Source organism: Paenibacillus sp. SEL3, from assembly GCF_054602585.1.
In genome coordinates, this window is record NZ_CM137725.1 from 4080386 (window position 1) to 4099255 (window position 18870).

Below are 18870 nucleotides of genomic sequence, written 5' to 3' on the forward strand. Positions count from 1 at the left end.
ATAGCGTGAGGATATGAGGCTTACGAGTGAAAATGGAAGGTATTCGGGTTTATACAATTGAATGGTTGGGATTTGAGGGCGATGGCTGAGAGGTGAGTAAATTGTGGAAGTTTGATTTTGGCCCGGGGGAACCTGCGGATGGCTACAAGGGAGTGTCTCCGGATTGCGTATATACAACTGAACAGGGCTATGGCTTCGAGACTACGGAGCATGTGTACGGTCGAAAAAGGCAGTGCGTAGCCAAGGATGCACGCACGCAGCTGCGAAGCAGCTTTTGTATTCCGCTGAACGCTGCTTTTGTTGCAGATGTGCCGGACGGGATGTATCTCGTCACCGTACTGGTCGGCGATTCGCAGGCGGAAACGCTCACGCGATTCAAGGCTGGTGAAGGCAAGCACATGCTTCCCCCAGTACACACGCTGCCGGGTCAGTTCACTGAAGCCCTGTTTGCGGTGCCTGTCCGGGGCGGCAAGCTGCGCCTCACCGTATCAGGCACCGCGCCACGGCTCAATGCGCTGGAGATTGCGCCAGCGCCACAGACCCTCCGGCTATTCCTAGCCGGAGATTCCACGGTTACGGATCAGGATGCATCCGGTTATCCGTATACTGGCTGGGGCCAGGCTTTGCCCGCCCTGTTCAAGCATGATGTCTGCGTGGATAATCATGCCGTATCGGGAAGAAGCTCCAAAAGCTTTGTGGACGAAGGACGGCTGGGTGCCATTTTGGGCGAAATAAAGGCAGGAGACTTCCTGTTCATCCAGTTCGGCCATAATGATCAGAAGCCTGACCCGGAGCGGGCTACAGAGCCTTTTACAACCTACAAGGAGCATCTTCGCCTCTACATCGACGGCGCAAGAAGCCATGGGGCAACCCCGGTACTGGTCACGCCCGTACATCGTCGCTATTTTAATGAGGATGGTACGCTATCTGACACACATGGTGACTATGTAACAGCGGTTCGTGAGCTGGCGGAAGAAGCGAATGTACCGCTGATTGATTTGTCTGCCCGCACGCAGGAGTTATATGAGCAGCTGGGTCCCGAAGAGAGTAAAGAGCTTTTTATGTGGCTGCTGCCTGGTGAATACATGAACTTTTCCGGCGGCTTAGAGGATAACACACATTTTCATGAGAATGGTGCGGTTCGTATTGCAGACATGGTGGTGGATGCTGTGAGGGCACTGGATTTGCAACCGTTACGCATGTATTTACGTTGAAGGACGACCTATTCATATACGGACGTCAAGGAGGTAACTCACGTGAAACTTACCAAAGGGGGGGACGTGGAAATGCCTGCATTGATATTTGATGAAGAACAAGTTAAGCAGGTGATCGACCGGGTAGTTGAACGCACATTTCAAATGCACTACAGCTGGGATTGGCCGGGTGGAGTAGCCTTTTACGGAGTATGCGAAGCGTATGAAGCGACAGGGAACGAAAAGTATTTGATCAAGCTGAAAGAATGGGTTGACGAAAGTATTGAGGATGGGCTTCCATCTCTCTCGGTGAACGGCGTTTCTGTCGGGCACTGTTTGTTGACGCTTTACCAGGCCACAGGTGAGCAAAATTACCTTGATATTGCCATCGAGATGGCAGAATTTTTGGCCAAAAAAGCGGAACGGTTTGCCGACGGCATTTTCCAGCATACGGTGAACTCACTTCATGATGTATTTCCGCAGCAAGCATGGGTGGATACGATGTTTATGGCCGGTTATTATTTGCTGCGTATCGGTCATCTGTTGGGCAACAAAGAGTATTGGGAGGATGGGGTTCGTCAATATCACGGGCATGAAGAATTTTTGCAGGACCCGGATACGAATCTGTATTATCACGGATGGGATCATGCGAATCAAAGCCGGATGTCAGGAATATATTGGGCGCGCGGCAATTCATGGGCAGCTCTCACGATGGCAAAAGCGCTGAAATTTGTGGAGGTGCAGCATCCATCTTATATGATCATCGATGGCTCGCTGCGTGACCAGCTCAATGCGCTGGTGCGACTGCAATCCCCGGAAGGGCTGTGGCATACGGTGCTGAATGATGATACCTCTTATCTGGAAACCTCGGGCTCGGCAGGAATCGCGACTGCCTTGCTTATGCAAGGGCGGTTGTTTAACAAATACACACAAAAGGCGATCGACGGTATTCTTTCCCGCATTAAGGACGACGGCACAGTAACGGGTGTATCCGCTGGAACCGCTGTGATGAACGATATTGACGGCTATCGAAACGTCCCCTACAAACGCATTCAGGGCTGGGGTCAGGGATTGGCGCTTGCTTTTCTGGCTCAACTGTTGCGTACCAAGGAGAATCCATACGGCTAGAAGAAAGGGCATATGCGCCAAAAAGTATTATGGGTAAAGGAGGCCGATAGCATGGGAGATACTGAACTTTTTCAGGAGCTTTCTCAGGAAAGGGCAGCTAATCAGCCACGAGGCAGCCTATTCTGGGTCATCCCCGATGGGTATATTCCACCGGAAAGCCGGGGAGAGCTGCTCAGTCATGAGAGTATATGCGTGCTGAATTGTGGGAGCCGTGTGGCAAATCTAAGTATAGACATCTATTTTGAAGACCGCGAGCCATTGGAGGGATTGATCGAGGTGGTGGAAGGAAGACGAACCCGTCATATCCGAACAGCCTCGTTGGAGAAATCCGGCGAACGGATTCCGACAGGCATTCCTTACGCAATTACGGTCACTAGCGATGTGCCCATCATCGTACAATATAGCAGATTGGACACGACACAGCCGGAATTGGCGTTAATGAGTGTCATGGCGTACCCTATTTAATCCGACGAAGACTAAGAAGTGAAAAAAGAAATCTCTCGGCTGGAATTGCGCAGCTGGGAGATTTCTTTTTTTGCAGGCAATGTAGTATTTATTTTTAGCCTGTTTTTTCTGATTTTGCCGAAGTTGTTTTGATCGGCGTGAAGTTTTTTTGCCCTCCGAAATTGGTACCCAGCACGCCGATAATGATCATCACAGCCCCAACAATGTGATAGTAGGCGAGCTGCTCCTTCAAAATGTAAGCACCGGCAATCATGGAAATGAGGGTGGATAAATTACCGATCACACTCATTTTGGAGGCTTCGATCCACTTCAAGGCAAAGCTCGATAACAGCGAGGTGACGAGGGTAGACAGAATGCCTAGATAAACCAGTGCCATCCAGTAACCAGGCTTCACCAGTGGAGCGGTATAGGCGTTTATGGAGCCGTCTATGGCATGGTATCCTAGTGCCACCACGTTAAAAACGATACATCCCAAAATAGAGGTAACATAGGTCAATTCCATGGGGCTATACTTTTGTGTTAAGGGTCGTGCCAGCACATTATAGCCGGATAGGCATATCGCAGAAAGCACGAGCAGAAGAATACCCCCATAGCTATTGGACGCTAGCGGTGCTCCGCTTTTCATTACAAATATAAAAACCACACCAAAGACAGAGAGCAGTAAGGAAATCTTTTGGACTACTGTTGTACGCTCTTTAATAAAATAAGAAGCTAACAGCAGCGTAAAGATGGGAACGGTTGCTTGAATAATTCCACCTTCCGATGAAGAAGTGCTCATCAGCCCGAAGGCTTGCAGTGGAAAATACACTAATGGCGAGAGCAACGCCAGTGGTAAAATGCGCAGAATGTCACGCAATTTGATGTTGAGCTTAATCCAACCAAGCAGCACTGGAACGGTCAAAGCGATAAAAGACAGCGCAAAGCGGTGGGCGATCACATCCAGCGGGCTCGCCTCTGTGACCGTCAATTTTACAAATAAAAATGAAAATCCAAGTATAGCTGCATAGCTGAGAGCTGCCAGATAGGCGGCTCCATTTCTGGAACGACTGTGCATAATAAACCTCCGTAGTCATGACCTTAACCTGTGGTTCTCTCAATATACCCGGATGGCATAACATGATACAATCCATAAAATCTGCAACTGTACGGGTACAGTTGTAAAATAAAAAAAGCCGGAACGAAGTCCCAGAGGTCGAATACCCTTCCCTAAGACTACTTCCAGCTCTTATCAAAATTCATATTCTATCACTTACTGCTGGGTTTACTTCCCTTGTGACATCGCCCGGAACGAATCGTCCGCCGCTTCCAGCGTAGCATCTACATCTTCGTCCGTATGCGCTGTTGTGAGGAACCAGGCTTCGTACTTGGATGGTGCCAGATGAATACCGCGATCCAGCATGTGACGGAAGAAGGATGCGAATGCTTCGCTATCCGTATCCTGCGCCTGTGCGTAATTCGTGATCGGATGATCACAGAAATGCGTCGAGAACGCTCCACGAATACGGTTGATCGTCAATGGCACGCCATAGCGTTCGGCAGAGGACTGAATACCGTCCGTCAGCCTCACAGCCAGACGTTCCATCTCTTCATACACGCCTTCTCCTTGAAGGACTTCAAGGCAGGCGATGCCTGACGAGATGGACGCCGGGTTGCCTGCCATCGTACCCGCCTGATAAGCCGGGCCGAGTGGGGCAACCTGCTCCATGATCTGCTTGCTGCCACCGTAGGCACCAATTGGCAGACCACCACCCATGATTTTGCCCAGCGCGGTCAAATCTGGCTGAATCGCATCATGGTTGTCCAAACCTGCATACGTTTGGGTAGAGCCGAAGTGGAATCGGAATGCGGTAATGACCTCGTCATAAATGACGAGTGAGCCGTTCGCACGTGCCATGGAGCACAACCCTTCCAAATAACCGGGCTGCGGCATAACCATGCCGAAATTACCGACAATAGGCTCGACCATGACTGCCGCCACATCGTCGCTCCAGCGCTCCAAAGCTTGGCGCAACGCGTCGAGGTCATTGAATGGCACAGTAATGACCTCGCTCGCAATGTTGGTTGTAATGCCTGCACTGTCAGGTATGCCCAGTGTAGAAGGTCCAGAGCCAGCAGCTACAAGTACCAGATCCGAGTGACCATGGTAGCAGCCGGCAAATTTGATGATCTTGTTCCGCCCAGTATAAGCCCGTGCCACACGAATCGTCGTCATGACTGCTTCTGTGCCGGAATTCACAAACCGGACCTTGTCCATAGAAGGAATGGCTTCCTTCAGCATCTTGGCCAGTTTGATTTCCAATACCGTTGAGGTTCCGTATAATACGCCGTTCGCGGCCGCTTCGCTGATCGCCTTGGTAATATGGGGGTGAGCATGTCCGGTAATAATAGGGCCGTAGGCCGCCAAATAATCGATATACCGATTATCATCCTCGTCCCAGAAATGAGCGCCTTGAGCGCGTTTCATGAATACTGGAGCACCGCCGCCCACAGCTTTAAAGGAACGTGAAGGGCTGTTAACGCCCCCGACAATATGCTCCAGGGCTTCTTTATATAGTGCTTCGGAGTTTTCCCGTTTCATCATCAAAAACTTCCTTTCCGTTCATTAAAATAGGGTATACACACGCCAAAGGGCAGCGTTCACGGCTGCCCCTGCATACATCATTATAGCTCTTTTTGACCTGTCTTTGTTGTTGATTGTTTGGAAGCATTCTCATCACTGGCTTTACTGCCCCCTGTAAAAGAAGCTTTATCCGTCTTGGTAGACGATGCACTGTCTGGCTGTTTCGTTTCGGTCTGATCCTTATTTTGTTCCTGTGTTTGTGTGGGTGGATTATTAAAAATATCCTGCACATACGTTTTCAGTTCTTCCGGATCGCGGACAGTAAGAACTGCCGCGCCGCCCACATTCTCTTCTCCGAGCATCTTCATCGGTGGAACCTGTTCGCTGCCTGCAAAATTGCTTTGGTACCCCACATTCGCCAGCTTCCACATATCGTTAACACTGAGATTTGTGTCGATGTACGGGTTAACCTGCTCTAAAATGTTCGGCAGGTTGGCGATGGAAGTCGTGGTCTGCATTTTCTGGGCTACGGCCTCCAAAAATGCGCGTTGCCGTCCTGATCGGGAGAAGTCGGACATCGCATCGTGGCGGAACCGGACATATTGAAGCGCCGTGTTGCCATCCAGATGCTGCATACCCTTTTTCAAATCAATATCGTACTGATGTTTATCCGCATTACTTGTATAATGCATATCCTTTTCCACTTCAAAATCAATCCCGCCTACGGCATCCACCAGTTTGATAAAACCCTGGAAATCCGTGTACACATAATATTGCACCGGAATGCCTAACAGATCGCCAGCCGTCTTCATGGCTGTGTTGGGTCCGTGAGTAATGGCGGTATTAATTCGATTTTTTCCGTAACCGGGAATATCCACGTACGTATCACGCAAAATAGAGAACAGGTGGATTTTTTTCTTGACGGGGTCCAGTGACACGACCATCATGCTGTCTGATCGGGGGACTTCCCCTTTCTGGATACCGCGCCCATCGACACCCATTAGCAAAATATTGACCATATCGGTACCTTCCCACTTGGGCGGTTCTGGCGTACGAACCTGATCGACCTGCTTTACATTTTTGAAGGGGGAGTTAGCACCCTCTTTATGCAGATTATCCAGCTGATTATAAATAGATGTAAAATAGTACACGGCAAAGCCGATAATCGCGACGATAACCAGGGCTAGAACCGACCATATCGTCCTTTTGGTTCTGCTTGTCATGGATGCTCTCCCTTTCGCTTTTCAGTTCATTACATTATAATTTCTTTTTGGAGCACAATCAATTTAACTATGGATTTTACAAATCCTGATTGAGAGGTATAACATGCTGGCAATTGATGTGCAGGATCTGCGCAAAACATTTAAGGTTCAAAAAAATCGCGAGGGCCTAAAAGGTGCCTTCCTTGATTTATTCGCCCGCGAATACAACGAGGTGGCCGCGGTCAAAGATATCTCCTTCCGTATTCCACAAGGGGAAATATGCGGTTATATCGGTGAGAACGGCGCTGGAAAATCCACCACGATTAAGATGCTGACAGGTATTCTCGTGCCGACATCGGGACATCTCAAGGTGGGCGGTTATGTCCCCTATGAGGAGCGCGAGAAATTTGTAGGCAACATTGGTGTTGTTTTCGGTCAACGCAGCCAGCTTTGGTGGGACATCGGTGTGATCGAGTCTTTTCAGCTACTGCGGAAAGTATATCAGGTTCCGGCTACTGACTTCAAACGCAGGCTGGATGAGCTGGTGGAGAGGCTGCAATTGCAGGATCTGCTAAGCCGCCCGGTACGCAAGCTTAGTCTCGGGCAACGGATGCGCTGTGAGTTGGTAGCAGCTTTGCTGCACAATCCGTCTATTGTTTTTCTGGACGAGCCGACCATTGGGCTCGATATTATGGTGAAGTCCGAAATCCGCGAGTTTCTAAAGGACATGAACCGGGATTACGGTACGACTATTTTGCTGACAACCCATGATTTGCAGGATATTGAAGCGCTGTGCTCGCGCGTCATTATGCTGGATGATGGGAATATCATCTATGATGGTGGTCTTGAGGATCTGAAGGCGCGTTGGGGTACAGGTCGAGAAGTACGGTTCCAGTTCGGCACATCGACCCAATTGGAGCAATTACAGGCATGGACTGCTGATATGCCATTGGCTTGGACGGTGGATAATGATTTGGCTGCCAAGGTATGGATTCCTCTTCATATTAATGTATCGGATGTGCTCGCTTGCGTAGTCGGTCGCACGGACATTACGGATATCAAAATCATTGAAACCAACACGGATGATATCGTCCGCAGTATCTATCAGTCTGGCTCGGCTGAACGCCAGGGCAATCCGATAGTGGAGGCCAAAGTTCATGCTTAGCGTATACACCGATTTTATTCGTATCCGATTTCTCACGATGCTGGCTTATCGTGTGAACTATTATTCAGGAATCCTTATTTATTGCATGAATATTGGCGTGTATTATTTCACATACAAAGCGATATATGGCGATGCGGGTAGCATTGGAGGCTTTACCGCTGCTCAGATGACGACGTATGTAGCCGTATCGTGGATGGCGAGAGCCTTTTATTTCAACAATCTGGATCGCGAAATCTCGACGGATATACGTGATGGAAGCATCGCTATTCAGATGATCCGACCTTATAACTATGTACTTGTTAAATTTATGCAAGGACTCGGCGAAGGAATGTTCCGTTTTCTGTTGTTTATGATTCCAGGTATGGCGATTGCGTTGCTGCTATTTCCGGTGAAGCTTCCCACGGATCCGGTAGCCTGGGTTGGTTTTCTGGTCATGCTGTTTTTCAGCTTTCTGATCAACACTCAGATCAATATTATTACAGGGTTAACGGCCTTTTTTATCGAAAATAATGAGGGCATGATGCGTATGAAGCGCGTAGTGGTAGATCTGTTTTCCGGGTTGATTTTGCCAATCAGTTTGTTTCCAGGCTGGCTGGCGACAATCGCCCAATGGATGCCGTTTCAGGCGATTACCTATTTGCCGGGCTCTGTATTTACGGGACGTGTAAAAGGCGTTGGCATTTGGAATGTACTGGGTATCCAAATCATTTGGCTGGTCGTTCTGCTCGTGCCGATGATCATCATTTGGCGACTGGCGCGCAGACGTCTGTTCGTGCAGGGAGGGTAAGCCGATGATGTACTATTTGGGTCTCATTAGCGAATATTTAAAAAATTACATGAAGTCACGGCTCACCTATCGGGCCGACTTTTGGGTAGAAGTGATTTCAGATCTGCTGTTTCAGGCCACGAATCTTATTTTTATCCTGGTTATTTTTATGCACACAGACAGTTTGGGTGGCTGGAGTGAAAATGAAGTCGTGTTCGTTTATGGATTTTTCATGGTTCCTTACGGACTATTCAGCTGTTTCGTCAACCTTTGGAACTTTAGCGAGCGTTATATTGTAAAAGGTGAACTCGACCGGGTAATGACCCGTCCTGCGTATAATCTGTTCCAGATTTTCCTTGAAAATGTGGACCCGCCCGCACTGGTCGGCTCAGTGATCGGTCTGATTATTATGGGGATCAGCGGGGCACAGATGGACTTGGCTATGGAGTGGTGGTTCATACCGGCGCTGATCATTTTGAGCCTAAGTGCCGTGGCGATCTATACGGGGATATACACCATATTGACTTCCCTTTCGTTTTTTTCGGATGCGCCGACAGGAATTATTCCGCTCATGTACAATATTCAGGGCTACGGACGTTATCCAGTAACGATCTATAACCGAGCCATTCAGGTTGTGCTGACTTGGATACTACCGTTTGCTTTTGTTGGCGTATATCCAGCCTCCCTGTTCCTTCACCGAGAGGACATGCGCCATATGGCGCTCTTAACTCCTGTGATGGGAATTGTCTTTCTGACCTTGGGCTTACTGGCATGGAACTGGGGAATTCGCCGCTACAGAGGGGCAGGCTCATAGGTCAGGTTATATAAGAACCCCCACAAGATAGGAGATGATGAGATGTCCGCGGCATTTACCGTTATTGGACAAGCGGCACCGGATTTTGAATTGCCTGGGAGTGAAGGAAAGAGTGTCAAGCTGTCTGATTATCGAGGCAATAGGGTGTTGCTGTATTTCTATCCCAAGGATTTGACCTCTAGCTGCTCGACCCAGGCTTGTGATTTTCGGGATAAACATACGGAGTTTGAAGGCTTGAACACGGTGATTTTGGGGATAAGCCCAGATCCACTCAAGCAGCATGACAAGTTTATTGCAAAGTATGGACTCCCTTTTCAGTTGTTATCTGATGAAGAGCATCAGGTCGCTGAGACGTATGGTGTATGGCAGCAAAAACAGATGTACGGCAAACAGTACATGGGTATTGTTCGGTCTACGTTCCTTATTGATGAAAATGGAATTTTAGTTCATGAATGGCGTGGTTTAAGGGTGAAAGGGCATATTGATGCTGCGCTGGCATACATTCAGGATATGGCCTAAGTGAAGAACAAAAAAACCTTTTGGAATCGGATTATGCTTCTTTAAGCATCGGTTTCAAAAGGTTTTTGTTAATTTTTGGATATGTTCTGTCGATGCTTCCACCTTTGCTTGCAGAGATAAACACCCCATAAAACAAGCGGAATGATCAAGCCGTTTGTATAATGCCAGGTAGACATGGGATAAACAAGAGTTCTTACATAATAAAACACATTTGGGGTTATCAAAATGGTCATGCCAAACACAAGCGCTCCTACGGGGATGACAAAGGGGCGGATATTAGAAACTCGGAATAGCTGGGTTGTTCCGAAAGTAAACGCGTAAAAGAAAAGAACACCTTTGAAATAGGCAGCAAGTGCCCAGGTTAAAGCAACAAGCGATTCAACGCGTGTAATATAATTCAATTCATTAATTTTTGTCGTGAGTACAGAAGAAATGTATGGACTGTAATTGGTCACAAAGGGCCCAATCACAAGAAGGGAGAGCAGCAGAAACAGGCTAATCACGATTCCGCCTATAAGGGAAGCAAGCAACATGTCCTTTTTAAAATGGGCTTTTTTGTTTACATAAGGAAAAACCATGAGCATAATAGACATTTCGGCAAAAGGCATAGCCGTGCCTGGAACCATTCCTTTAGCAACAGGAGCTAACCCGTTTTCCAAAACAGGCCGTACATTAGAAAGCTGGATTTGTGGCAGGAGTCCAAGGATCAGACCAGAGAAGATTAATATATATGCTGGTAATAGCATCTCGCTAACACGACCGAAAGCTTCAATTCCCATTAGCGCAGTAAGCACCATTAGGGATATTCCCATAGCGAGCAGGACACGCAGAGGGGTTTGTACAAATAACTGATTATTCAGGAAATCGCCTACCTCTCTAGCAATAAGAGCGGTGTTCATTAAAAAATAAAACAAATACCAGCAGGAGACAATGGTTCCGAATACGGGCCCGAAAATTTTACGGATCGCTTCAATAAGTGTAAGGCCCGGGTAGAGTTCATGAACACGAAGGAGCACGTAAATAATAATTAAACCTAACGGTATGGACAGTATAGAGCTGATCCAGGCATCCTGATGAGCAATATGTGTAATCATAGTCGGATAAATTAAGAGCATATCCCCGATTAAACACATAAACATAAGGACAGTCACTTGCCGAACACTGATACGTTCTTTTTTTGACATTTGTGGCTGCCTCCCTTCTAAAAGCCAAATACATGTGACACAAAAGCGTTAACAGGGTTATAGATGATTTCAATCAGAACCAGCGGGCTTGGCGTAACCTCTGATTTGGCCGCAAGGACACTAAGCCATGTGCCTAATCCGAGCATAATGATGTACACGAACATATCCTTAAAGCGATGCTTTCGGTACAAGCCTGGCAAATCTTTGGCAGCAATGGCTAGAGCGATACAGATAATAATAGTGGTAATCAGCATGTCGATGCTCCTTCCTTTGAGGGTGAGGCTCAACTAGATCCCAGGCTATGATTGCCTTTCGATCTCAACTTGTATACGACAAACAGCAGTAAAGGCAGGATAACGGAATCCGTCAAATCCCAATAAATCCAAGCGTGGACGATCGTATCCAGATAATAAGTAATGTTGGGTGCCGAGACGATAATCAGACCAAATAGGATCATAAAGCTAGGGCCCAGAAAGGTCCGTACATTGTCTAATCGCAGTAGCTGAGTCATTCCTAAGGTAAAGGCATAGAAGTGTAAAATGGTTTTAACAAAGGTAGTGATAATCCAGGCTATGCTCATCATGGATTCAACTCTCTGTAAGAAATTCCCTATATTGATTTTTTTAGATAGTGTATAAGAGGTATACACACTATGTTCGGTTACAAAAGGGCCCAGAACCATGAGAGAAACCAAGAGTAGTACGCTTAACAGAACGCTAGCAGTAAGTCCGGCTAGCAAAACCGATTTTTTTAGACCCGGTTTTTTGCTCACATAGGGAAAAATCATGAGTAAAAAAGCTAATTCTCCGAATGGATAGGACAGTGCAAATAGGCTGCCTTCCATAATCTTGGGAATACCTTGCTCCAGCATAGGCTTAAGCTGCTGACTTTCACATTGGGGAAGCAAGCACAGGATTAAAAACAAAGTGAAAGCCAAGCATAATGGTAATAAGATTTGAGCCGTACGCGCAATAGGCTCCAATCCCATATACATCCCCCACATAAGCGCAAGAATTAAGAGTAAATTGATAACAGGCAGAGGCGTCATAACATAAGTCTGGCTGTTCATAAAATCCCCGACCTCTCTTAAATAAATCGCGGAATTCATCAATAAGTGGAACAAATACCATATCGAGATGAGGGCGCCTAGCCACGGACCCAGAATTCGCTGGCAGAGTTGAATAAAGGTGAGATCAGGATATAGCTGATGTACCCGCAGGAGTAGCAGTAATACAGCCAATCCTGCTGGGATACTTAGGAATGAGCTGATCCAGGCATCCTGCTTGGATATGCTTGTAATGAGGGAGGGATACACCAATACGCAGTCTCCGATAATACTCAAAAATACGAGTACGGCTATATTTCTGATGCTGATACGCCCTTTCTCCTCCACCCAGCTCACTCCTTCATTTGTTTTTGGAATGATTCAAACAAGGAACCAATTTTTTTAATCTTTGTCTGTGCCTTATATTCAATCTGTAAGTCCATAAATGGATTTTCTTTTTCTTCTTTTAGTCTTTTCCAAAGCTCGGGTTTGGACTGGTGAATCAGTTGACCAAAGCCGAAAATGTCTGACTTAAATTCATGTCGAACGGTCTCTACGGAATGTTTCATAATTTCAACAATTTTTTCATTGCTTGCGGCTTCAATTTCTTTAATATCGTCCATACTGTCTAGCTTCATATGCTGGCAGTTGACTTCTCGTACTGTGCTGTTGTTGGTAACGGATATGGAGATAACAGGTTCTCCATCACGAATGATTACTTTTTTTTGAGTGTCGCTACTCAAGGTTAATAGGGCAATGTTACCCCCACCCTGACAATCGGTGTGCCCCGTTGTAGACTCCACTTTATCACTGATGTAACTGAGCCCTTTACTGTCAAGGTCATTGATCCATCCCAGCAATCGGTCTTTTTTGAATACACCATTACCCGAAAACCGCAATATGGTTCCAGGCGATATGCTTTTGGTGGCATCCATACCTTTTTCATTGGACGACTCTATATCTCCCACAGCTTCCAATGCGGGCAGAGTGGACTGGATGTCGGGATTAACCAGATTGCTAAGAAGTTGATCCATGGTTACTTTGGTGGCAGGAGCCCAGGTTTTGGTTAAGGTATCTAACGAAGCAAATAATTTATTTGCCGGCAACTTTTCCAATGGGGTTGGGATCTTTAACATCGTAGAAGCCTTGTTATTCTTGGCTATCGCAATATAAAAGTCACTTCTTGTAAAAGGCTCTCGCATCATGGCTTCAATCGCATCAGCAATCCCTTTTCTCGCATACTCCTCACCTAAAATCAGCATACGAATATGAGATAAATAAATGGAGCGCGGACTTGTATTCGTCATTTTTTCAATGGCCTCTTGAATCGTGGGTGCAGTGGCCTGATAAGTAACGACTGGAGAGCCTGCACTTGGTGAAGATTTGGAAGCTACAGCAGAAGGAATGACCACCTGAGCGGTTACCTGATACTGGTCTCCTTCCATATCCACCCCGATCCCAATAGCGATGCCTAGCTCATTTAATTCCGTGCGATCCCAGCAACCACCTAACAGTAATGCAATCAGTCCCCAGACGAAGAACAAATGTATGGTCTGCTTCATCGTTGATCCCTTCTGGTTTTAGATTTATTGCCGATCCGTCTTTTTTTCGTTTTTTGGCGGATCGTATTTTGGGTAGAGATGGATTGAGGACGCTTCGTCATATGAGGCCAGGGTAAGCGAAACAGCGTATCTTTCATATCGCTTTCCACATAGGGACCGAACGGGCTCATGTAAGATACTCCAAAGGATCTCAGACTGGTCAAGTGTAGCAAAAGTACGATTAACCCCATCAATATTCCAAGAAGCCCAAAGGCTGCGGCTAGCATCATTAAGGCGAAGCGTATAATACGAACCGCTATCGACAGGCCGTTTTCTGGAATAACATAGCTGGAGATCGCTGTGATTGAGACAATAATGACCATAGCCGCCGAGACCACTCCTGCTTCTACAGCCGCTTGTCCAATGACCAGCGTGCCTACAATGGAGACAGCTTGTCCGACAGTCTTGGGAATACGCACCCCGGCTTCACGCAAAATTTCATAGGTGATTTCCATAAGCATCGCCTCGACAAAAGCCGGAAACGGTACGCCTTCCCTTTGTGCAGCGAGACTGACCAATAAGTTTGTAGGAATCATCTCTTGATGAAAGGTAGTTACCGCGATATAAACTGCCGGCGCAAGCAAAGCGATAAAAAAGGCAAAGAAACGCAGCAAACGCAGCAAAGTGCTGATGTCAGCACGCTGGTAATAATCCTCTGCCGACTGGAAAAATTGAACGAACAATGCGGGTATCAACAGTACAAAGGGGGTCCCGTCCACCAAGATAGCGATTCGGCCCTCCAACAGGCTGGCAGCGACCGAATCCGGGCGCTCGCTGCTATAAATGGTGGGAAATGGGGTGAAGGATTCATCCTGAATTTCCTCTTCGATGTAACCCCCTTCCAAAATTCCGTCAATATCAATTCGGTCCAAACGTTCTCTCAGTTCCTGAATAACCCCTTCGTCAGCAATTCCTTTGATATACATCACGGACACATTGGTATGAGTGACTTGACCGATCTGTCTTGTTTCCATCCACAGGCGCGGATCGCGGATTCGCCTACGAATTAGAGCGGTATTGGTACGTAAATTTTCGGTAAAAGCCTCCATTGGACCCCGTACGACACTTTGGGATTGGGGTTCGCTAACACTGCGATCCTCCCAACCGACCGCATCAATCCATATGCCCTTTGCGTATCCGTCCAGCAAAATGATAATACCGCCAGATAGCATCTGGTTGAATAAGGCATCCATTTCGTCCACACTACCTGAGTTACCTGCAATCAAAACTTGATTCTTCAAATAGTCGAATGGTTCTGCGCCCTCCGGTACATGATGTTCATTTACTCGCATCAATGAACGGAGAACGGAATCATGGAGCAATTGAGTGTTGATCAGACCATCAATATAAAATAGAGCTGCTGGCCATTTTTGCATCCATAATAGCTCTTTAATGATTACATCTCCGCTGTTTCCAAAGGAGCTTTCGATATGATTCACGTTATCCTTCAAGTTAGAGGACACATGAGTAAGTGGACAACTTTTATTCTGATTTGGCATACGTAAAATCCTCCGATATTGGAGTTTGTTGGCTTAGTATGCTCTTAATATATGAATTTATGCCTTGCGATTATAGAGCGATTTTTATAAATTAGATATGTAACTAATTAGATTGATATATAATAAATGAATCCTAAGTATCGGAGTTGATTAAAATGGTAGATAGGCAATACAGGAAGTTATTTGCCGCAGGTATCATTAACGGAATAGGAGACCGATTCTGTCAGATCGCTTTGTTGGCTTTAATTTATCGGCTTACCGGTTCGGGATTCAGTGTGGGTATCATGCTGGGATTGCGGATGATTCCTTTTTTAGTCCTGTCACCTGCGGCGGGCGTGCTTATTACCCGTATATCCCGGCAAGTGCTTATGATGACTACGGATCTTTTCAGAGGCTTGGCAGCCCTTGTCTTTTTAAGTGTTCATAGTCCTGAGGACATATGGATCATTTATGGAGTCAGTACCCTGCTAGCCTGCGGAGAAGCTTTGTATGCTCCTGCTCGTAAATCGTCCATTCCGCTGCTTGTTCATCCCTCCGAATTATTGAAGGTGAACAGTCTTGAGCAGGTGATGAGCGGGCTGGTGCTGGTTGTTGGTGCTGCTGCCGGAGGCATCATATCTGCTCTCTTTGGACCACAAGCTGCATTTATATTGAACGCAGCAAGTTTTTTTGCCGCAGCTATGATCGTTCGCAATATTGCATTTCCACCTGTCATGAAGGAGAAAATAAGCAGGGAGGATTCCTATGTTAAAACACATCAAACTCCTTCGCTGTTAGATTCAAACCGGAGCAGATCACGAATGTTGGACTGTATCCTTTCATCTGTTCCTCTCCAGGTTGTTATTGCATTTGAGTTGCTGGTTCCTATGCTCAATGGCATTGATAATGTTCTGATTAGTGTATATGCAGTGCAGGAATTCAGGCTGGGCGATGCCGGGATCGGATTGTTTTACGCCGCTTTGGGCGCGGGTCTGGTTGCCAGCTATGCAATAGGACATTTATTCAGTGGTTCTTTGTTGAAGGGAGGACTGGTATGCCTTTTGTTGGAGGGAATTTTACTTATGGGATTAAGCGGTATTTATCACGCATGGGCGGCGGTTGCTATTTACTTCTTAATTTCGTTGGCTGGCGGGGTAGGGGCCATTTGTCTGGATACATTATTAATGCGGGAGACCCCATTGTATTTACAGGGTCCATTGTTGGGCATGCTGACGGCGTGGAGCCAAGGTATCATCGGACTGTCTATGTTTGGAGCAGGGGTGGCGATTGAAATGATGGAGCCGCGTATGCTGGGTTTGGCTGGAGGCGCGGGATTTGTGGTGATATCTATCGTGATTTCGATGTATTATGCAAGGACTCGTTGCCGCAAGGCAGCATGAGTGTGATTACTTCGTGTCATCCTTGTTGCTGGTTTTCACCGACTTTTCGGATTTGCGTAGCGAGCTAAATAGGAAGCTTCTCCACCGGTAAATCATATACAGCAGGATTATGAACCCAACGACTCCCGCAATTCGCAGTGCATACAGCTCTACCAAATGGAAAATGGCATCCCATTGGGGACCAAACAGCTTGCCGATGCTTAGAAAGAGGATGACCCAGAATAAAGCACCGCTGTAAGCATACAAGACAAATTTACGGAAAGAAAGAGCAATAATTCCGGCAAAATAACCGGTAAAATGCCTGACACCGGGGATGAAATATCCAAGGAAAATAAGCCAGTATCCATATCGTTGAAACCATTTTTGTGTTTTCTGAAGCTTGTCCGGCGATAACAAAACCCATTTACCATATTTCTGAATAAAGGGGAGTCCAGCCCACTTTCCGATAAAGTAGGTAATAGTCATACCGAGGGTTGTGCCCAAAAAAGCTAGGAGCACCAGTTTACTGAAATCCAGGGTACCGGCATAGGAAAGATATCCCGCGTATGCCATTGTGGTTTCCCCGGGAAATGGTAAAGCAATAAACTCAAGCAGCAAGCCGAAAAAAAGGACGCCGTAGCCGTATTCTTCGAACAATTGCGCGATCCACTTCAGCACATCCATCGTTTACACTCCTACGAACAAATTGAGTATTTTAGAATCAATTCATTTTAACAATCTTTTTATGCCCGCTCAACTCCGGTTGATTTCTTGACGTCTTGTTTTATCGTTGCGTATAATGAAACGAACAATTGAGGGAGGCACGGTAATGAATAAGCCTAATGAAATCGTTGTAGTTCTCGACTTTGGAGGACAATACAACCAGTTAATCGCAAGAAGAATTCGGGATCTCGGCGTATATAGCGAGCTCCTTCCATACAATACGCCTGCGGAGAAGCTGAGAGAGCTGGCGCCAAAAGGGATTGTTTTCTCAGGCGGACCTTCCAGCGTATATACAGACAATGCCCCTCAGGTGGATCGGGCAATTTATGATCTTGGCATCCCTATCTTTGGTATTTGTTATGGCATGCAGCTGATGGCTCACCAACTGGATGGTAAGGTAGAACGTGCGGGCAAGCGTGAGTATGGCAAAGCAGACGTGCAATTCAATCAGGATGCTCGCTTGGCTAAAGGATTGGATTCTCGTCAAACCGTATGGATGAGCCATGGGGATCACGTTACAGATCTGCCAACCGGCTTTACACTGGATGCAGGAACAGAGAGTGCGCCGATTGCCGCGATGAGTAACCTGGAGCGGAAACTGTATGCGGTGCAATTCCATCCAGAGGTACGTCATTCCGTTCAAGGTAACGAGATGATCAGCAACTTCCTGTATGAAGTGTGCGGTTGTGAAGGCAACTGGACGATGGAGTCGTTCATTGAAGATCAGATTCGCGAGATTCGTCAACAGGTAGGCGACAAAAAAGTATTGTGTGCTTTAAGTGGTGGCGTGGATTCTTCCGTTGTAGCGATGCTTATTCACAAAGCGATCGGTGACCAACTGACGTGTATGTTCATAGACCATGGATTGCTGCGCAAAGGTGAAGCCGAAAGTGTAATGGAGACGTTCGTTGGTAAATTTGATATGAAAGTTGTCAAAATTGACGCACGTGAGCGCTTCTTGTCCAAGCTGGCAGGAGTCGATGATCCGGAACAAAAACGTAAAATTATCGGTAACGAGTTTATCTATGTGTTCGAGGAAGAATCTTCTCAATTCGACGATTTTACTTTCCTGGCACAAGGTACGCTGTATACGGATATTGTAGAGAGCGGAACTGCAACGGCACAGACCATTAAATCCCATCATAATGTGGGTGGTTTGCCGGAGAACATGAAGTTCAAGCTGATCGAGCCGTTGAATGCCCTGTTCAAGGACGAAGTGCGTAAAGTCGGCGAAGAATGTGGACTGCCAGCTGAGATTGTATGGCGTCAACCATTCCCAGGTCCGGGTCTTGCCATTCGTGTACTGGGCGAAGTGACAGAGGACAAGCTAACCATTGTTCGTGAGTCGGATTACATTTTGCGTGAGGAGATTGCTAAAGCCGGTCTGGACCGGGAAATCTGGCAATACTTCACCGCTTTGCCGAATATGAAGAGTGTTGGCGTTATGGGCGATGCTCGTACGTATTCTTACACCGTAGGTATTCGTGCAGTAACCTCTATCGACGGTATGACCGCCGACTGGGCGCGTATCCCTTGGGATGTGCTGGAGAAAATCTCCGTTCGTATCGTAAACGAAGTGGATAACGTGAATCGTATCGTGTACGATATTACTTCCAAACCACCAGCAACGATTGAGTGGGAATAAGCG

18 protein-coding genes are annotated in these 18870 nt (G+C 46.8%); 9 read left to right on the forward strand and 9 right to left on the reverse strand.

Translation table 11 applies throughout. From position 1 onward, the window contains the following. The first annotated feature begins 101 nt into the window (after positions 1-101). The 3 genes from ACYCS5_RS18760 to ACYCS5_RS18770 all read left to right on the forward strand — a co-directional run bounded on the left by ACYCS5_RS18760 (position 102) and on the right by ACYCS5_RS18770 (position 2786). Positions 102-1214 (forward strand): rhamnogalacturonan acetylesterase, encoded by a 1113-nt coding sequence (locus ACYCS5_RS18760; protein ID WP_459761324.1) that lies wholly within the window; start codon positions 102-104, stop codon positions 1212-1214. Between the two features lie 72 nt (positions 1215-1286). Beyond that, positions 1287-2321, forward strand: a complete 1035-nt coding sequence (locus ACYCS5_RS18765; RefSeq protein WP_459761325.1) for a glycoside hydrolase family 88/105 protein — start codon at positions 1287-1289, stop codon at positions 2319-2321. Between the two features lie 51 nt (positions 2322-2372). Beyond that, a complete protein-coding gene (locus tag ACYCS5_RS18770; protein WP_165150767.1) occupies positions 2373-2786 on the forward strand; it encodes a sensory rhodopsin transducer in 414 nt (137 codons plus the stop codon). Positions 2787-2880: 94 nt separating this feature from the next. Here ACYCS5_RS18770 and ACYCS5_RS18775 read toward each other — a convergent pair whose 3' ends face one another. From ACYCS5_RS18775 to ACYCS5_RS18785, 3 genes are all read right to left on the reverse strand, one after another. Further along, positions 2881-3840, reverse strand: a complete 960-nt coding sequence (locus tag ACYCS5_RS18775; RefSeq protein ID WP_165150769.1) for a DMT family transporter — start codon at positions 3838-3840, stop codon at positions 2881-2883. A gap of 207 nt (positions 3841-4047) precedes the next feature. After that, entirely contained in the window at positions 4048-5364 is a 1317-nt protein-coding gene (locus ACYCS5_RS18780; RefSeq protein ID WP_274386683.1) for a glutamate-1-semialdehyde 2,1-aminomutase, read from the reverse strand. 83 nt (positions 5365-5447) lie between these two features. Then, positions 5448-6569 (reverse strand): LCP family protein, encoded by a 1122-nt coding sequence (locus ACYCS5_RS18785; RefSeq protein ID WP_165150773.1) that lies wholly within the window; start codon positions 6567-6569, stop codon positions 5448-5450. 103 nt (positions 6570-6672) lie between these two features. Between ACYCS5_RS18785 and ACYCS5_RS18790 the strand changes: the two genes are divergently transcribed. Genes ACYCS5_RS18790 through bcp form a run of 4 tightly spaced genes read left to right on the forward strand, consistent with a single transcriptional unit; the run spans position 6673 to position 9812 of the window. Beyond that, positions 6673-7713 carry an ABC transporter ATP-binding protein gene (locus ACYCS5_RS18790; protein ID WP_459759939.1) on the forward strand — a complete coding sequence of 347 codons (1041 nt, stop codon included), beginning with the start codon at positions 6673-6675 and terminating at the stop codon, positions 7711-7713. Beyond that, positions 7706-8500 carry an ABC transporter permease gene (locus ACYCS5_RS18795; protein ID WP_459759940.1) on the forward strand — a complete coding sequence of 265 codons (795 nt, stop codon included), beginning with the start codon at positions 7706-7708 and terminating at the stop codon, positions 8498-8500. Before ACYCS5_RS18790 ends, ACYCS5_RS18795 begins: the two co-directional genes overlap by 8 nt. 4 nt (positions 8501-8504) lie before the next feature. Then, positions 8505-9293 (forward strand): ABC transporter permease, encoded by a 789-nt coding sequence (locus ACYCS5_RS18800; protein ID WP_025718032.1) that lies wholly within the window; start codon positions 8505-8507, stop codon positions 9291-9293. A gap of 42 nt (positions 9294-9335) precedes the next feature. After that, positions 9336-9812: a thioredoxin-dependent thiol peroxidase gene (gene bcp, locus ACYCS5_RS18805; protein ID WP_165150777.1), complete on the forward strand. Its 477-nt coding sequence runs from the start codon at positions 9336-9338 to the stop codon at positions 9810-9812. A gap of 68 nt (positions 9813-9880) precedes the next feature. Here the strand turns inward: bcp and ACYCS5_RS18810 are convergent, their stop codons facing one another. Genes ACYCS5_RS18810 through ACYCS5_RS18830 form a run of 5 tightly spaced genes read right to left on the reverse strand, consistent with a single transcriptional unit; the run spans position 9881 to position 15141 of the window. Then, positions 9881-10996 (reverse strand): GerAB/ArcD/ProY family transporter, encoded by a 1116-nt coding sequence (locus ACYCS5_RS18810; RefSeq protein WP_165150779.1) that lies wholly within the window; start codon positions 10994-10996, stop codon positions 9881-9883. Positions 10997-11013: 17 nt separating this feature from the next. Continuing rightward, positions 11014-11250 (reverse strand): hypothetical protein, encoded by a 237-nt coding sequence (locus tag ACYCS5_RS18815; protein ID WP_025718028.1) that lies wholly within the window; start codon positions 11248-11250, stop codon positions 11014-11016. Between the two features lie 29 nt (positions 11251-11279). Further along, the gene (locus tag ACYCS5_RS18820; protein WP_165150781.1) at positions 11280-12389 is read right to left on the reverse strand and encodes a GerAB/ArcD/ProY family transporter; all 1110 of its coding nucleotides are present in this window, start codon (positions 12387-12389) and stop codon (positions 11280-11282) included. A 5-nt stretch (positions 12390-12394) separates the two neighbouring features. After that, positions 12395-13603 carry a Ger(x)C family spore germination protein gene (locus tag ACYCS5_RS18825; protein ID WP_165150783.1) on the reverse strand — a complete coding sequence of 403 codons (1209 nt, stop codon included), beginning with the start codon at positions 13601-13603 and terminating at the stop codon, positions 12395-12397. Next, complete coding sequence (locus ACYCS5_RS18830; RefSeq protein ID WP_165150785.1) at positions 13600-15141, reverse strand: spore germination protein; 1542 nt, start codon at positions 15139-15141, stop codon at positions 13600-13602. Before ACYCS5_RS18830 ends, ACYCS5_RS18825 begins: the two co-directional genes overlap by 4 nt. Before the next feature lie 155 nt (positions 15142-15296). On the opposite strand from ACYCS5_RS18830, the gene ACYCS5_RS18835 reads away from it, so the two are divergent. Beyond that, complete coding sequence (locus ACYCS5_RS18835; protein ID WP_459759941.1) at positions 15297-16520, forward strand: MFS transporter; 1224 nt, start codon at positions 15297-15299, stop codon at positions 16518-16520. 6 nt (positions 16521-16526) lie between these two features. On the opposite strand, the gene ACYCS5_RS18840 is transcribed toward ACYCS5_RS18835, so the two are convergent. Continuing rightward, on the reverse strand, positions 16527-17183 hold the full coding sequence (locus tag ACYCS5_RS18840) for a DedA family protein (protein ID WP_165150789.1): 657 nt from the start codon (positions 17181-17183) through the stop codon (positions 16527-16529). A gap of 145 nt (positions 17184-17328) precedes the next feature. On the opposite strand from ACYCS5_RS18840, the gene guaA reads away from it, so the two are divergent. Beyond that, the gene (guaA, locus tag ACYCS5_RS18845; protein ID WP_459759942.1) at positions 17329-18867 is read left to right on the forward strand and encodes a glutamine-hydrolyzing GMP synthase; all 1539 of its coding nucleotides are present in this window, start codon (positions 17329-17331) and stop codon (positions 18865-18867) included. The last annotated feature ends 3 nt before the right edge of the window (positions 18868-18870 follow it).

Coding starts and splice junctions, on each gene's coding strand:
- bcp (WP_165150777.1), top strand. CDS start 9,336: ATGTCCGCGGCATTTACCGTTATTGGACAAGCGGCACCGGATTTTGAA.
- ACYCS5_RS18770 (WP_165150767.1), top strand. CDS start 2,373: ATGGGAGATACTGAACTTTTTCAGGAGCTTTCTCAGGAAAGGGCAGCT.
- ACYCS5_RS18780 (WP_274386683.1), bottom strand. CDS start 5,364: ATGAAACGGGAAAACTCCGAAGCACTATATAAAGAAGCCCTGGAGCAT.
- guaA (WP_459759942.1), top strand. CDS start 17,329: ATGAATAAGCCTAATGAAATCGTTGTAGTTCTCGACTTTGGAGGACAA.
- ACYCS5_RS18765 (WP_459761325.1), top strand. CDS start 1,287: ATGCCTGCATTGATATTTGATGAAGAACAAGTTAAGCAGGTGATCGAC.
- ACYCS5_RS18790 (WP_459759939.1), top strand. CDS start 6,673: ATGCTGGCAATTGATGTGCAGGATCTGCGCAAAACATTTAAGGTTCAA.
- ACYCS5_RS18785 (WP_165150773.1), bottom strand. CDS start 6,569: ATGACAAGCAGAACCAAAAGGACGATATGGTCGGTTCTAGCCCTGGTT.
- ACYCS5_RS18800 (WP_025718032.1), top strand. CDS start 8,505: ATGATGTACTATTTGGGTCTCATTAGCGAATATTTAAAAAATTACATG.
- ACYCS5_RS18810 (WP_165150779.1), bottom strand. CDS start 10,996: ATGTCAAAAAAAGAACGTATCAGTGTTCGGCAAGTGACTGTCCTTATG.
- ACYCS5_RS18840 (WP_165150789.1), bottom strand. CDS start 17,183: ATGGATGTGCTGAAGTGGATCGCGCAATTGTTCGAAGAATACGGCTAC.
- ACYCS5_RS18775 (WP_165150769.1), bottom strand. CDS start 3,840: ATGCACAGTCGTTCCAGAAATGGAGCCGCCTATCTGGCAGCTCTCAGC.
- ACYCS5_RS18795 (WP_459759940.1), top strand. CDS start 7,706: ATGCTTAGCGTATACACCGATTTTATTCGTATCCGATTTCTCACGATG.
- ACYCS5_RS18835 (WP_459759941.1), top strand. CDS start 15,297: ATGGTAGATAGGCAATACAGGAAGTTATTTGCCGCAGGTATCATTAAC.
- ACYCS5_RS18825 (WP_165150783.1), bottom strand. CDS start 13,603: ATGAAGCAGACCATACATTTGTTCTTCGTCTGGGGACTGATTGCATTA.
- ACYCS5_RS18815 (WP_025718028.1), bottom strand. CDS start 11,250: ATGCTGATTACCACTATTATTATCTGTATCGCTCTAGCCATTGCTGCC.
- ACYCS5_RS18830 (WP_165150785.1), bottom strand. CDS start 15,141: ATGCCAAATCAGAATAAAAGTTGTCCACTTACTCATGTGTCCTCTAAC.